Annotated in this window: 3 protein-coding genes; 2 read left to right on the plus strand and 1 reads right to left on the minus strand. The window is 43.6% G+C overall.

What is annotated here, in order from left to right; genetic code table 11:
- A partial coding sequence (locus ACH2DQ_RS16155; RefSeq protein WP_395027430.1) for an AraC family ligand binding domain-containing protein occupies positions 1 to 610 on the minus strand: 610 nt, incomplete at its 3' end.
- 935 nt (positions 611 to 1,545) lie between these two features.
- Here ACH2DQ_RS16155 and ACH2DQ_RS16160 point away from each other — a divergent pair.
- On the plus strand, positions 1,546 to 6,759 hold the full coding sequence (locus ACH2DQ_RS16160; RefSeq protein ID WP_394911635.1) for a family 43 glycosylhydrolase: 5,214 nt from the start codon (positions 1,546 to 1,548) through the stop codon (positions 6,757 to 6,759).
- A gap of 208 nt (positions 6,760 to 6,967) precedes the next feature.
- Complete coding sequence (locus ACH2DQ_RS16165) at positions 6,968 to 16,096, plus strand: immunoglobulin-like domain-containing protein (protein ID WP_394911634.1); 9,129 nt, start codon at positions 6,968 to 6,970, stop codon at positions 16,094 to 16,096.
- Positions 16,097 to 16,947: the final 851 nt, after the last annotated feature.

Consider the following 16,947-nt stretch of genomic DNA (forward strand, 5'->3'; position numbering starts at 1 on the left):
TCTGTCGATTTAAGAATAAAAAATAATGATAATAAAACACCGGCTCTATAATAAGGCGGATGTGTTCCGCATAATGTTCTCCTATGTAATCAAAGACAGACTGTATAGCGGGACTGTTCTTATTTGGCGGCTGTTTATGAAAAGGTTCTCCATACAGCTCAATGAGCTGTTCTAATAAAAAGAAGAAAAGTTCTTCTTTTTCAAAATCCGGCTGTTGTTCCATAATAATCCGGTGAAGTTTGTGTAAGGGTTTAACATGGTCACTGCGGTAAACTACATTAACTCCAAAATGCGGAAGAGAATCCCTGCCGGTGATTTCAAAAGCAGCTTTTTGCATTGCATCCGGCTGAATATTAATGCAGCGAAAATCCAGTACACCGTCATCAATTTGCTCACAGATATGGTTTTCAAGTGGGTTCAAAAGGATGATGTCTCCGGTCTCGATATTATATTCCCTGTTTTTACAGGTCAGGCGGCGGCTTCCTTTTTCAATAAAGCCGATTACATAATGTTCATGGAAATGGTTTGGAAACTTCTGCATGATTCCCTTGAAATGATAAGCTTCCAGATTTAAATCACGGTCATACCGTATTGTACGTTTTTCAGACACAATAAAATCCTCCTTTTCATTTCAAGTATAACATAGGGGCAGGTAAATCTCTTGTATAATATTGACACCTGATATGGCCACCTGATATGGCCTTAAAGAAGACATTTTATAAAGGGAGCAGGTCTTTCGAATAACGAAAGGATATAATGACGCTTCCTACCTGTATTTAATTCGGAATATATAGTGAATTTTAGTACCGAATCTGAATGAAAAAATAAATAAATTGTGGAAGAGACTTGACAATTTTAATAATTACAGTATTCTATATACAGAAATGCTAAATATGTATGTGCATAGTTGCACAAAGAAATCCCCCGCAGGCTGTTGCGGGGGATTTTCTGGTTAGTGAATGCTGTCATTTTCATCTAACCATTTGCAAATATTATAGCTTATAATGCCTGCTATTACGGACATAAGAATGCTCAATATGTATTGCATAGAAGCACCCACTTTCCGCTGGAAAGAGTCAACAGCAATTATGAAACCATAAAAAGATCTTTCTTTCTCTACCAGCAAATGCTGCAATTTATTTGAACCTCTAAACGCTCATTTAGTCCAATCCCATTAATCTGATATCATAAGTACAAAATCCTTAATTCTTTATTCTTTCCCACAGTCCAACTCCTTCGATTAGCTAAAAAATCTTAGTTTCTTGATAAGAACCTCCGTTTTAATAAAAAGTGTATCTGCTATACTCAAATGTATAAATTTGAATACTGCGCTTAGTGCTCCATCCGGCCAGAAACGATAGTATCAGCACTGCCTATTTTGCCATCTGTTGTGTTGTCGTCAGTCGGCGGAGGGACCACTCCGCTTCCATCCTCCGCCTTGCAGGCTGACAAAATATTCAGCACTGCTACTATAGTTTCTGACGGGATGGAGCACGATTCATTTTTATGGAAAATAAAAAATACAAAGTATGAGGGAGGTAAAACATGAAGAAAAAAATAATGGCATTTCTGCTGAGTTTCAGCATGGTATTGTCCGTGATTCCGGCGATGGGAGTTTCTGCGGAGGAAATCATTGTGGATCAGGCAGAAGAAAGAGTATTGGTTGCGTCTTATGACATGGGGCACGCAGATGGAAAACTGACGGATTCCAGTGGATATGATAATGATGCACAGCTGGTAGGTTTTGCAGATGGTGATTTTGCAGTTGAGGGTGATCAGGACCAGGTTTTGCATTTTTCCGGGGATAAGGGGAAATATGTTAAAATACCGTCCGGTCTGATTCAAAAGGAGTCTTTTGCCATTGAAGCTACGTTTAAGACATCTGTAAAAGCAGGACATTGGCTCTGGTGTCTGGGTACAAAGGAAGAGAAGTGGCCAAATGTTAAAAATTATGTCTTTTTGAATCCTATGCAGGGAGACGGAACCATTCGTGCCGGCATAAAAGATGCAAGCAATGAAATTCTGTTTCGTCAGAATCAGCGGATCACGGCTGACAGCTATTCCACTGTGAGGCTGGATTTTGAAAGCGGTACGTTAAAGATATCTGTGAATGGGGAGGAAAAAGAAGTACTGGAAACAGGGTACTCCATTCAGAAAATCTTAAAGGAGGGCCAGACAGAAGAATTCTGCGGATATATCGGGAAATCTTTGTATATCCCGGACGACGCATTCAAAGGTACCTTGACACAATTTGATGTCTATTCCACACTTCGGGATACATCAGAGACAGGATTGGCTAATGAGGATCTGGAGGCAATCACATTACCGGAAGCGGTAAGCCAAGATCTGACACTGCCGGATACGGGGAGTGTTAACGGAAGCAGAATTGAATGGACGTCTTCCGATGATACGATTATCAGTGATGACGGAAAACTGGTGTCAGTTCCGGGCCAGGATATTCAGGTGGTATTAAATGCTGTGGCAGTTTACGGAAATGGATCCGCCCAAAAGGAGTTTATAGTCACGGTGAAAGGAGCAGATTCCATTTTTCCGGAAGCCTATGAATCCCTGCAGCTTCCATACACGGAAGTCTACGGAAATATCACCCTGCCAATAATGACCGAAAACGGATGCGACATAAGCTGGACTACGGCAGATGCATCTAAGAATCTTGTAACCGTAGAAGAAGGCAGGGCTGCAGATGGGAGTGTAATACCGGCAGGTGTTGTAACCAGACCGGAAAAACAGGATACATCAGTGACGTTGACAGCCGAATTTTCCTATAATGGTATGACCTATGGGGAAACGAAGGATTTCACTTTTACGGTAAAAAAACAGCCGGAAGTGAGAGAAAAAGATACCTCTTATCTATTTGCCCACTTTACCGGTTCTGAGAGCAGTACCAGTGATGAGCAGATCTATTTTGCGGCGAGTAAGGATGGAAGCCATTGGAGAGATCTGAATAATAGAAAACCGGTACTGACCTCAAATGTTGGGGATAAGGGTGTCCGGGACCCGTATTTGTTACGGTCAGCCGAAGGTGACAGATTTTTCTTGCTGGCTACAGATCTGAGTATAAAAAACAGGGGCGGCTGGGGAAATGCAACTACTCAGGGAAGCACCAAACTGGTGATATGGGAATCTACTGATTTGGTAAACTGGAGTGAACCAAGGCTTGCAGATGTGGCATCCGGGATACCGGGAGCAGGATGCGCATGGGCTCCGGAGGCGATCTATGACGAAAATACCGGAGAGTACGTAGTATATTGGGCAACGGCATCGTCAGATATAGCAGCTGAAGTCGGCGGCGATCCAATGAAGATGTACTATGCTAAGACCAGAGACTTCTACACTTTTACAGAGCCGCAATTGTGGATCAGCAGAGAAAAAAATTCAATTATTGATACGACCATGATTAAAGATGGGGATACATATTATCGTGCTTCCGGTGACGGTCAGATCACCATTGAAAAAAGCAAGTCAATTTACGAAGGATGGGAAATCATCGGCACCTTAAAAGATATTTTCCAGAATAACAATTACAGCGGTGCAAAATTAGAAGGCCCTGAATTTTTTAAATATTGTGATGATGACCGCCTGACAGATACAGATGGTAATTCGGTAGAGACATGGGGGTTAATGTGCGATCAATATGCAGAGGGAAAAGGATATCTGCCATTTCGCACAACGAATCTCGGGGATATGAGTACCGAGAGCTGGTCGGCAGCAACCGATGTGAATTTTGACAGTTTGAAAAAGCGCCATGGGACAATCCTCACCGTAACGGATGAGGAGTATGCGGCTTTGATGAATGCGTATACAGACGATCCCGCAGAAAATGGAGAAGCAGAACAGGCAGATCCCATTTTGCAGTACACATTCGAAGAAAAGAACGACCTTATTTATGGAAGCGGGGCAACGATAAAATCCTATAAGGATCCCAAAGAGGGGAATCAGAATTATCTGTACCTGGACGGAGGAACAAATGCATGGGCACAGCTGCCGGATGGATTTTTTGATGGCAGGAACAAGATGACAATTTCCATGGATGTTATGACAGAACTGACCGACGGCAATTTCTTTACCTTTACCTTTGGGCAGGATACAGACCGTTATTATTTCCTGAGATTGAGAGGCAATACAATCAGAAGTGCAATTACACGTTCTTCTTATACAAATGAATCCGCAGTATCGCCAACACTGAGCGGGGCAGCAACAAAACAGTGGCATAATGTTAAAGTAGTGATAGACAAGAGTACGATGCGCGTTTATGTGGACGGCATTCTGGCTGGGGAAAATAAAAACGTCACAGTTACCGTTTCTGAATTAGGGAAAAACCTGAAGAGCTATCTGGGAAAATCTTTCTATAGTGCAGATCGTAATTTCAAAGGAGGATTTGACAATATAGCCATTTACAACAGAGTGCTGTCTTCCGATGAAATTGCAGAAGAGGCAGGTGTAGGCCTTGTTGCGGACGGACTGGTAGGAACTGCTCCGGATCGGGATACGGCGCTGACTTACCGGGGAACGGATGACCACAGCGCAGTGCGTACAGAAGTAGATGGTGAAAATAAAGTAGTTACATCCTATATAAGGAAAGGAACGGATCTTACGAAAGTACCGGTAACCCTGTCATTTACCAGGGATGAAGTTATAATTTTAAATGGCAGCCAGGAATGGAAAAATGGCGGCACCCTTGACTTGAGCAGGGATTGTATTTTAACCGTTAAAAAAGGAGAAAAGGAAGAGGTCTGGACCATAAAGATTCCTGTTATTTCCAATAACCCGGTACTGCCCGGACAGTATGCAGACCCGGATATCGATTATATGGACGGGAAATTCTGGATATTCCCAACGACAGACGGCTATCCCTCCTGGAGTGGAACAGTCTTCCATGCATTTTCTTCAACCGATATGGTGGACTGGGTGGATGAAGGCATCATCATGGATGTGGAAAAGGATAACCCCGGAATCAACGATAAAGGAGTACAGATTGCAGCATCCCCATGGTCAGTGGGAAGCGCCTGGGCACCTACCATTGAAGAAAGAAACGGGAAATATTACTTTTATTACTGTGCAAAGTTTCCAAATGGACAGTCTGCAATCGGCGTTGCACAGGCAGATCAGCCACAGGGACCTTATACCGATAAAGGGGAAGCGCTGATGACGGTGCAAATGTGTAAAGATGCAGGTGTAAGCATGGGACAGGCAATCGATCCTTCAATTTTTACAGATGATGACGGAAGAGTTTATATGACATTCGGGAATGGAAATGCAGCTATAGTAGAACTGGGCGATGACATGATGAGTGTGAAAGCGGGAACCTTAAAGCAGATTTATAATCTCAAAGATTTCCGGGAGTCTGTGGTCATAACAAAAGCAGGGGGAAAATATCATTGGACATGGTCCTGTGACGATGCCAATAGCCCCAACTATCATGTAAATTATGGTGTATCTGATTCTCTGGACGGAGCAATCAGCCTGCGTGGAACCCTGCTGCAAAAAGATACGGAAAAAGGAATTCTGGGCAGTGCCCACCAGTCGGTAGTGCATGTAACAGACGGAAAAGGCCAGGATCGCTATTTCATGTCATATCATCGTTTTTATACTCCGCTGGATATTTTCCTGGAATCTGATGGGCTTGGAACGCATAGGGAAACCTGCATTGATGAGATCTTCTTTGATGAAGACGGGTATATGACAATCACGCCCACACAGGAAGGTGTGGCACCTGTTCAGATGGAGGAAGAAGAACCGGAAATAGTGGATAAAGATAAATTGCAGGCTGAAATAAACCAGGCAATTGGGGAAAGCCAGAAAGACAGCTATACCAAAGACAGCTGGGAGAAGTATGCAAATGCATTATCTTATGCAAAAGAAGTTCTGGGATCAGAAAACACTGACCAGGATACAGTGGATACCGCACTTTTGAATCTTCTTTCAGCTCGTTCAGCCCTGGTAAAAGTTCCGGAAGTAAAACCGGATCCGGATCCAAAACCAGATCCAAAGCCTGTTGCAGTTACAGGTGTAACACTGAATAAACAGTCTGTAACCATGAATCTGAAGGAAAATATGGTTCTTACCGCAAGTGTTTCACCGGCAAATGCAGCAAATAAAAAGGTGACATGGAGCACTTCAGACAGTGGAAAAGTATCCGTGGACCAGAATGGAAAAATCACAGCCAAAAAGGCAGGTACGGCTTATATTACCGCGACTACCGCAGATGGCGGCAAGAAAGCAGTGTGTAAGGTAGCGGTGAAAAAACCTGTAATTAAACTTACTTACACCAAACTATTGCTCCAGGCAAAGAAATCTACCACAGCTGTGGGCATTCAATCATCAGTTCCTTTGGGAGAGAAGATCAAATCTGCAAAGAGCAGCAAGAAAAGTATCGCAACCGTATCTGTGAAAAAAGGAAAGCTCACCATTAAAGGGAAAAAGCCGGGTATAACTTATGTGACGGTTACCTCCACAAATGGTGGTACTGCTAAAGTTAAAATACAGGTAAAGAAAACAGTAAACGTATCAAAATTAACTTTGGTGAAGAAAGCCAGCATCAGGAAAGGAAAGAAGCTGACACTGAAAGCAGTGAAAACACCTGTTACGGCAACCAGTAAAATCACATGGAAAAGTTCCAACAGTAAAATTGCAACCGTAACGTCCAAAGGAGTAGTTAAGGCGAAAAAGCGAGGGGATGTAACGATTACCGCATACAGCAGCAATGGTAAGAAAGCAAAATGCAAGGTACGTGTGAGATAGAGACTGTCAAGTGCCTGTTTCAGACAGGCTCTGAAGATTGCTGAAAGAGGATAACAGTTCAGGCAGATCTGCGCATTTACTGCGCAGACCGTGCGAAAACGTGGTGTCCGCAGGCATCCAGCCCTTCGCCAAAGGCGAATTACAATGGGCTGGATGCGGTAACAGTTCAGACCTGTCTGAACTGTTACGAAAGAGGAGAGAACTTGGTATGAAAAAGAAAAAAATATTTAGCAGACTGATCGCAGGGGCAATGGCAGGCATTATGGCGGTGACTGCAGTGCCACAGCTTAGTATGCCAGATGTAAAGGCAGAAGAAGTATTCCAGGCAGATCAGGAATTAATTGCCCATTATCCATTGGAGACGGATGCACTTGATGCATCCGGGCATGAATATCACGGAGAGGTACTGGGAGAAGGTGTGACATTTACAGGGGATTCTCTGAATTTGCCTGGAGGAAAGTCAGACAGCACCGATTATGTTGCACTGCCCCAGGGAATCTTTGACCATCAGGATCAGTTAACGATTTCCATGTGGATTAAAAATAACGATACAAAAGGAAATTATGCCGCCTTTTTCTTTGGGACAAAGGCCAGGGGTGTACTGCCCGTCAATTATTTTTTACTGAATCCCTGTAATCCCCAAGGTACCTATAAGTCTGTATTTACGGATTCTGTCAATGAGTCGGCACCTTACAATACGGAAGCGGGAATCAGTAATACCGTGTCAACTACCGAATATATGAACCAGTGGGCATATTATACGGTTGTGTTGGATACGGCTGGACAAAATGGAGAAGCAGCAAATGAAAAAAAGGTGACGGCATACCTGAATGGACAGAATATTGGAAGTCAGAGCCTGAAGAGAAGTGTATCAGATTTCGGAGAAGGGCTGGTATCCTTAATCGGCAAGTCGGAATATCTGGAGGATCCATTGTTTAAAGGATCCTTCCGTGACCTGCGTGTCTATGGAAGAAGCCTTACTGATGAACAGGTGAGTGGTTTGTATGACACAGCATTTAACAGAAATGAACTGCTGGAAGCAAAGAGTGAGCTGTCGCTTGGAGATACGTCAAAAGTGATTGCCAGTCTAAATCTTCCGGAATCAGCTGGAAATGATATCTCCATAACCTGGGAATCGTCCGATCCGACTGTGATTGACCAAACAGGAAAAGTGACAATGTCAGAATCTGAACAAAATGTGACACTTACAGCAACGCTTCTTCGCAATGGAGAAACGGTAACAAAAGAATTTTTGGTTACTGTAATAGCCGCAGACGGTGTACTGGCGGAAGCTATGAGCCGGGTAAATGTGCCATATGCCATAACGGATAAAACAGTACTGCCAACAAGCCTGGGTGATGGAATCACCGTGAGCTGGGAATGCAGCGACCCGTCGGTGATAGCCCCAGATGGTACCATTACAGCTCCGGAGCAGAACCTGCAGTTAGAGCTGAAAGCAGCTATTGCAAAGGATGATCAACTGGCGTATAAAGAATTCGCAGTACTGGTAATGGAAAAAAATGCAAGTTTTGTTATGAGCTACACCCGCAATGGAAATACGGAATTAACAGACAGCATGCATCTGGCATACAGTGCTGACGGAGAAAAGTATACTTCCCTGAATTTTAATACTGGTATCCTTTATCCAAAAGCCGATCTGGAAGAAAATGCTTCCAACACCATTGCAGGAACCACGAAGCATCTGAAAAGTCCTTATCTTTTCCGCATGGCTGATGGAAAAATAGGTGTGGCAGCTGTGCGTACGGATTCTGCAGGTGACAAAAATGCTAAAGGTAAGATTTTGCTTTATACAACGGATGATCTTATGGAATATGAAGACTATGGAATGATTTCCTTACATACCGAGCTTGCAGTTACGGAGCCCAGGTGTGAATATGACGGCGTAAATAATGTCTACCGGATCACTTGGAAAGGCTCTGACGGAAAGCTGTATTGCAACACAACCCCAGACTTCAAAGAGATCAGTACGCCGGAAGAAATTACAGGCAGGGAGAACATATCCGTATCTTCCGGTATTGCGGGTGCTGTGCCGGGCAATGTGCTTCCGGTAACGGAGTATGAGGCGCAAGGGCTCATCAATAAATTGCTTCCGATAGAAAATACAGGTATAGAGGAACAGAGCTATACTTTTTCAACCAAGGCAGGGCAGGAGCTGGCGGTTGAAGATCTGGAATCCGTTATTCGTGCAAATTATAGTGACGGCACTAAAAAAGATATAAAAGTGAACTGGGATACTAACAGCTTAAAGGCAATTAATTTTAACAAGGAAGGTACTTATCAGATAAGCGGGACAGCCAAACTGACCCGGTATCCGGTACTGAATGGAAGAGCTGACCCGGATATCTATTTTTATAATGGAAAATATTATTTTATTGCTACCGGTGAGACGGCAAATCAGTCTCAGATCAATATCCGGGAAGCTGATACACCTTTGGGTCTGTTTGGTGCAGCGGATCATGAACTGATCCCCAATGTGAATAAACCCAGATGGGCACCGGAACTCCATGAAATCGACGGAAAATTATATATCTTCCTGGCCATCGGAGATGACTGGAAGCAGGTACAGTCCAGTATAATGGAGTTAAAAGAAGGCGGAAATCCAATCAATAGAAATGATTGGAAAGAGGCAGTCAGAGTCCGTAAACAGGATGGAAGCTATCTTTATGAAGACGGCATTACACTGGATATGACTTATTTTGAAGTGAACGGGATTTCCTATGTATGCTGGGCACAGCGTGAGATGACAAGTGACAGGGGATTTGGAACATCGGATCTCTATATTGCGACTATTGATAAACAAAACCCATATCAGCTCACCAGCGACCCCACGTGTATTCTGCGACCCCAGTATGGGTGGGACCGTTTTGATGCCACCGTTGATGAAGGTCCTTATGTCATTCAGAGGGACGGAACCGTTTATATGACCTTTTCCGGTTCCAGCGTCAGCAATACCTATTGTGTAGGGCTGTTAACTGCAAATGCAGAAAGTAACCTGCTGGATGCTGCAAGTTGGAATGAGACCGGATACCCTATCCTGCAGGCGGAAAGTGTTGCAGGTGAGGGAGGACCCGGACACAGTGCCTTTACCGTAGACGAAGATGGCAATGATCTGTTCGTATACCATATGAAACCTGGCGGCGGAACCAGGAGTGCCAGTGCAAGACGGGTTCACTGGGCTGCTGATGGGACTCCGGTACTGGATATGACGATTGACAGGGAGTTAAAAGAAGAATACCGCACGGTTACAGGAACCATTATTGTTGAAGAGGGAGATGTGCCGGAAGAGGAAAGGATAGTTACTGCCGACAAGGAAGCACTGGTTCTGAACGGTGTTACGGAAAATATGGTAAAGGGCAATCTTACGCTTCCGTCCGAAGGGAAAAATGGATCTGAGATCACATGGTCTTCCGATAAAGAAGAAGTGATATCCACCAAGTCTTCCGCAAATAAGGAATACGCAGAGACACCGGCGGGAACCGTGACAAGAGGAAATACCGATCAGAAAGTTACCTTACGTGCAGTTATTCGGTATGGGGCATTTGAGGATACCAAGACCTTCCATGTAACGGTAAAAGCAAAAGAAACGGCAAAAGAATATGTGGGTTACCTGTACGCTTATTTCAGTGGTGATGAATCCAGGATGGATGACCAGGAGATATACTTTGCACTTAGCCAGGATGGAATCACCTGGAGCGACCTGAATGAAAATGATCCGGTATTAACGTCTGAACTTGGCGATAAAAGTGTCCGTGATCCATACATTATCCGTTCTGCAGAAGGGGACCGCTTTTATCTGATCGCAACCGACCTGGATATCCGCAACGGAAAATATGGGAGCCAGTGGTGGACATCAAGGGACGGCAGTAAAGACCTGATTATCTGGGAATCAACGGATCTGGTAAACTGGACAGACCACCGGGCGGTGGATGTGGGAAGCTCGATTCAGGCAGACCATGTATGGGCTCCGGAGGCTATTTATGATGAAGTGACCGGAGAATATCTGGTTTACTGGTCCAGCTCCGTAAAAACTGACCAGTATGAAAAGAGCAGGATCTATGTTGCAAAGACCCGGGATTTTTACACATTTTCACAGCCCGAGATCTATTCAGACGACCCTAATGGCAATATTGATGCTTCTATTTTAAAGGTTGACAAGAAATATTACCGTTTGATTAAAGATAACAAAGATGCATATGTGACACTGGAATCAGCTGACCGGTTATTAAGCTATGCACAGGGAGAAAAAAACAGAGGATCTGTATTCAAGAAAATAAAGAATACAGAGTTAGAAAGCTACAAGGGTTATTACGAAGGACCTACTATGTTCCGGTTTATTAATCAAGATAAATGGTGCGCCCTGGTAGATGAATATGGAGGGGCCAAAAGAGGGTACATTCCATTTATTTCAGAGAATATCGGAGCAGAAAACAGCCTGCATCTCATGAAAGATGACACTTATCTGATGCCTACCGGTGCAAAGCACGGTACTGTGATTCCGGTTACTCAGGAAGAGTATGATGCATTGCAGGAGAAGTGGACTGTGAAATCAGACATGGAACCACAAGAAGAGCCTGTGCTGGAATATAATTTTGAAGAAAAATCAGAAGCTACAATTTTGGATGCATCCGGCAAGGGAAATCACGGCAGGATTTATGGCAATGCCGTTATCAAAAAGGATGCCGAAAAAGGGCAGGTATTATATCTGGATGGCAGCAGCAAAACCTATGCAGAATTCCCAAGAGGATTTTTTGACGGACTTGATGAAATGACCTTAGTAATGGATGTAAAACCCGAAATTACAAGTAACTTTTTCTTTACATTTGGTGTTGGACAGGACAGCAGCAAATATATGTTCCTGCGCACAAAACAGGGGAATATCCGTAACGCCATTACCACACAGGGTAACGGCAAAGAGCGGGATGTTCAGATCAATGGTTCTTTTAAGGACAAGTGGAGTAAAGCAGCAATCGTTATGAACGGGAACAGTATGTCATTATATATTGATGGCGTATTGGCAGACAAACGGGATTATGTACGTTCCATTAGTGATCTGGGATCGAACCTGCTTGCCTATCTGGGAAAATCTTTCTATAGTAATGATCCGTATTTTAAGGGATCTTTTGATAATGTAAAGGTTTATAACCGGGCATTAAGCGGGAAAGAGTTAGGCGGCGATGATCCCCAATTGGATATCACCAAAGATTTACTGGCACATTACAGACTGGAAACCGACGGGAAAGAAGCTTCGGGCAAACAAAAGGATGCTGTAATGGGCGGCAAAGGCACACAGTTTACAGAGGGCATACTGCGCCTGAGCGGGGGAGCAAAATCGGAGAAAAATTATGTGACACTGCCCGAAGGGCTGTTTGACGGACAGAACAGTACAACGATTTCCATGTGGATCAAGAATAAGGATTCTAAAATGAATACGGCTGCATTTTCTTTTAACGGGAAAAAGAAAACGGGAAGTTACCCGGCAGACTACTTTATTTTAAATCCCTGTAATCCGGATGGTTATTATAAGGCGGTATTAACAGATCCGCCTGCCGGAAGCACGGCTAATCCATGGACTACTGAAGTGGGAATCAATAACTCCAGCCAGAACAGCATCAGTACCGTGAATTATATGAATCAGTGGGCTTATTATACTGTTACAATTACAAAAGACCGTATCACCGGATATTTGAATGGAAAGAAAGTGGGAACAGCCGAAATCCACAACAAGACAGTAGCCGACTTCGGAGAAAAACTAACGGCATATATTGGGGCATCGGAGTACGCAGATGATACTTTTGCAGGAGATCTCTGTGACCTGCGTATCTACAGCAGAGAGTTCAATATGACAGAAGTTTCTGAGTTATATCAGAAATCCTTGCCGGTTAAAAAGGTGAAGGAGGCCAGGGCATCTCTGAAGATTGGGGATGGGTTATCGGTCATTGAGAACCTGAAACTGCCCGTTCAGGCAGGAGAATGCTCAGTGAAATGGAAATCAAATAAGCCTGCTGTAGTAGAGGAAAACGGAACGGTTCACTTCCAGAAAGAAGAAACCAGAGTTACTTTAACCGCAGTGATCAGCAACAGTGCATATACAGAAGAGTCTGTGTATGAATTGACCATAGCATCAGAAGAAGGTGCAGCAGCGGGACGTTATCGAACGACACTTCACATTCCAAGGTATATCTCCGGCAATATGCAAAGCACAGTAAATGGAGAAGACGTGATCTGGTCCAGTGAACCAAAGGGCGTAATTGATGCGGATGGTACCGTTCATAGGCCTGCAGGGGATCAGGAGAACCAGGAAGTAATGGTAAAAGCTGTGATTGGAAATACAGTGATTACAAAACAGGCTACCGTAATGGCAGCAGGGGGGCAGATTCTAAGTTACGTTGTAGAGGGCGGTAATCTTTATACCGGAGAAGGGGATCTTCTGGCTGCAGCTGACAGCAGACGCTCTGATGCATTATTCCTGGCAGCGAAAGATACGCAGTCTGATTCATTTGTACCATTAAATAAAGGCAAGGCCATATTATATGTGAAGTGGGAGAAAGACCAGAAAACAAACCCGGATAATCAGATGGGGTCACCGGTGTTATTCCGCTATAAGGATGGAAGCCTTGGTGCAGCAGCATCGGGAAATAATAATAAGGACGGCATTTATATCTGGGATTCCGGGGAAAACACAAGCTTTAAGAATGAGAGATATCTGGTTCTGAATACAGTTGGCAAAAAAGTACAGGATCCTGAAATTGTCTATGATTCCCTGGCAGAATGCTATAAAGTATTCTGGAAGGATGAAAAGGGCGCAGCCTATGTCAGTATGCTGAATAACCTGAATGCTGGCTCAGTGCCGGTATTAACAGAAGAAGCAGATTATGAAAAGGCGTCTGTATCCGGAGGGATACCGGAAAATGCAGTGAAGGAACAGACCTCTGTATTTGAGGCAGACAAAAAAGAGTACGAGGCTTTAACAAGGAAATACGCGGCCGTTCACAACACGGGAATGGAATCGGTGGAGATCCGGGCAAATGCCGGTGACAGCGTGAAGCTGCCGGAAACCGTGACCGCAGATTACAGTGATGGAAGCACCAAGAACCTGGGGGTAAAATGGAACCAGCAGGATCTGGATAAGATCGCATCCGGACAGGCGGGCATCTATGAAATATCCGGTGAAGTGCAGCAGGATTCTTATGCATATCCATTTATTGAAGAACGTGCAGATCCCCATATCTTCTATAACGAAGATGATGGTTATTACTATTCCACCGGTTCTTATTATGAGAAAAACATGAACTGGAACAATGAAGGTGAGGCACGCAATGATTCCTACAGAAAGCTGGATATCCGTCGTGCCAGCACCATAGAAGGACTGAAGACAGCAAATGAGCATTACATTATGGAATCCAAAATTGGGGACCGCTGGGGCTCCTTTATCTGGGCGCCTGAATTCCATAAAATCAATGGAAAATGGTATTGTATTGTAGGTGCACATGATTTTGGTTCCGCAGGAATTAAAAGTGATACCGATTGGGGATGGTGCAGCAGGTCGATACTTATCCCTTACGAGGGAAGTGCAGAGCAGATGAAGAACGGCGGCATGCTGGATGCTGATCAGTGGGGGACACCAATTGAAATGAATCTCCCGGCTCCGGCAAATGCATCCTTTGATGTCTCTTATTATGAAGATGATGGTGGACAGGGGTACTATATCATTCCAAGCGCTGCAAATCTTTATGTCATAAAGGCAAAGGGCGGTGAAGGCGTGATACCTCAGCCTGAGGGAAGTCCTCAGTTGATCAAATCCGGTCAGTGGCCATGGGAATACGGTGTCTATGAAGGCTCCATTACAGCCGGTAATCCTGAGGGGAATGACCAGTTAGTCGTAGAAGGACCGTATCTGTTCTCCTATGGCGATAAAGTTTATATCAGTTATTCAGCGGCAACCGTTGATAAATTTTACACCCTTGGTCTGATGATGGCGGATAAAGGCAGCGACCTTATGAACCCGGACAGCTGGACCAATCTAAATTATCCGGTACTCAGCTCTTATGATACTGCAGACGGATCCATCGGAGGGGGCCAGCATGTGGGCGGCGGACATAATTCCGTGGTTCTGGATGAATATGGGAACCTGGCGCTTGTCTACCATGCGCGTCCATATCCGGACCCGCATGCAGGCAAACCAGGTGTTGGAGGACTGTTTGACCCTTGCCGTCATACGGTAGTCAAGAGCATAAACGTGGCATATGATGGAACGCTGATCTTTAATATGACTGCAGAAGAAGAACTGGATCCGGCTTATAAGAATATTAAGGCAGTTGTCCACATCAGCGCAAAAGAAGCGGCAGACAAGACAGCATTGAAAGAACTGATTCAAAATGCCAAGAAAACAGATACGTCGAAGTATACAGATGCTTCTGTAAAAGTAATGCAGGAAGCCCTGGTAAAAGCAGAAGCGGTGATGAATAAAGCAGAGGCTGCCCAAAGTGAAATAGACCAGGCAGCGGCGGTACTTAAAAATGCAATCACGAAGCTGGAGCCAAAGAAGGTAGTTCCGGTACCCGAGAAGATCTTGGTCCAGGGAGTGCAGCTAAATAAAAGCTCACTCACCATAAAGGTAAAATCAAAAGTGACCCTCACGGCAGGCATTACCCCTGTTAATGCATCAAATAAGACAGTTACTTGGACGTCCTCTAATAAGTCGGTAGCATCTGTGAATGGAAACGGTACAATCCAGGCAGGTAAACCGGGAACAGCAGTCATTACAGTGTGCACTGCAGACGGAGGAAAGAAAGCAAGCTGTAAAGTAACAGTAAAGGCACCTGTTATTAAATTAAATGCCAAATCAATTCCCTTGCAGGTGAATAAATCTACCACTGCAGTAAAGATAAGCACTTCTTCCCCGGCAGGTGAGAAGATACGTTCAGCCAAGTCCGGTAATAAAAAACTGGTAACCGTTAAGGTGAAAAAGGGCAAAATGTCAATCACCGGAAAGAAAAAGGGAATTGCTTATATCACCGTAACCAGTACTTTAGGCGGTAAAGTGAAACTGAAAGTGAAAGTCCAGAAAGGGAAAGTAACGACGAAGAGTATCAAAATGGATAAGAAACTATCCATCCGAAAGGGAAAATCCCTCTCTCTGAAAGCTGTAAGAAATCCGATTACGGCAACGGAGAAGCTGGAATGGACCAGTTCTAACAGCAAAGTAGCAAAAGTTACTTCCAAGGGTCTGGTAAGGACAAAAAAGAAAGGAACAACAACAATTACCGTTAAGAGCAGCAATGGAAAGAGTGCAAAATGTAAGATTAAGGTAGAGTAATAGAATTTGAAACAGAGGGTTGACAAATCCGTTTATCTGGGCTATGATAAAACCAGTTAAAAAGCTAATATGTATGTGCATAGTTGCACAAGAATTTCCCCCGCAGAACCAACCTGCGGGGGATTTTTTGTTAGCTGTTGCTGTCATTTTCATCTAACCATTTGCAAATAGATGTGGTATTTCTTACGTGCAGACAAATTCCCCGCCTGTTTGCTCCGAAATGAAATAACACCTGAAATTTTAAATAAGATGCGGCTTCAAATGAATCAATATCTGAAGAAAAATCCAGATTTTTTTTGAATAAAGGTTACGAAATAAATATTTCTCTTGATCTAATCGATAAACAGGGAAATATACTTGAGAGATGGTACGTTAGATTATATTTGGATCGAAACAATATATTACCAAGTTAACGGAGATCAACAGTATCCTGGTAAAAGGATTGATAACTTAGAAAAAATTCTAAGAGAGGTCGATAAAAATGAAGAGTTCTTTCAGGGCTATCGGGTGGCAGAACATAAGGGTGAAGTTGTTTTCATTATGAAGAAAATATACAATAGATAAAAGATAGAATAGACTGAGGGGTGAACAGTAGAGGCGTACATTTGCATGCCTCTATTTTTTTTGAAAGGATTTATCTACTGCAAAAAAATGGATAGTATTACCAACTAGACAAGGATAGCTACCAGTTAGTCGATATGGGGTGAAAAATTGATGAAAATATGATATATATTTAAATATAAGACTGTGAACTTTTTGTGAAAATATAGGAAGAAGAGTGAGATATTACTATTTGACAATTCCAGATTCATATTAGCAATTAATATGTTCAATGAAACTACCAAAGAGAA

The sequence above is a fragment of the Robinsoniella sp. genome (assembly GCF_034124845.1).